This is a genomic window from Frankia umida (genome assembly GCF_023242945.1).
Lineage (GTDB): Bacteria > Actinomycetota > Actinomycetes > Frankiales > Frankiaceae > Frankia > Frankia umida.
The window spans coordinates 1-241 of record NZ_JALKFT010000145.1 but is presented as its reverse complement, the minus strand read 5'-3'; the positions used below and the strand labels follow the sequence as shown (position 1 = coordinate 241).

1 protein-coding gene is annotated in these 241 nt (G+C 67.6%); it reads right to left on the bottom strand.

Translation table 11 applies throughout. The annotated features are described in order from the left end of the window. The coding region (locus MXD59_RS26160; RefSeq protein WP_248827226.1) for a fibronectin type III domain-containing protein at positions 1-241 on the bottom strand (241 nt) is incomplete at both ends.

Genomic DNA, 241 nt, shown 5'->3' with positions numbered 1-241 from the left:
CCGCCGGGTCGTTCACCATCTGCGGTGTGACCGGCGGCGATGTGGCCGATGGGACGCTGTTGCCCACGCCATTGGTTGCCACGGCAACGAACGTATAGGAAACGCCGGGCGTCAAGCCCGTGAACACGCACGACGTGGCGGGTGGTGTCGCCGTGCAGGATGCGCCGCCAGGTGTGGCAGTCACCGTGTAGCGGGTGATGGTGCTGGCGCCATCACTGGCCGGTGGCGTGAAGCCCACCTC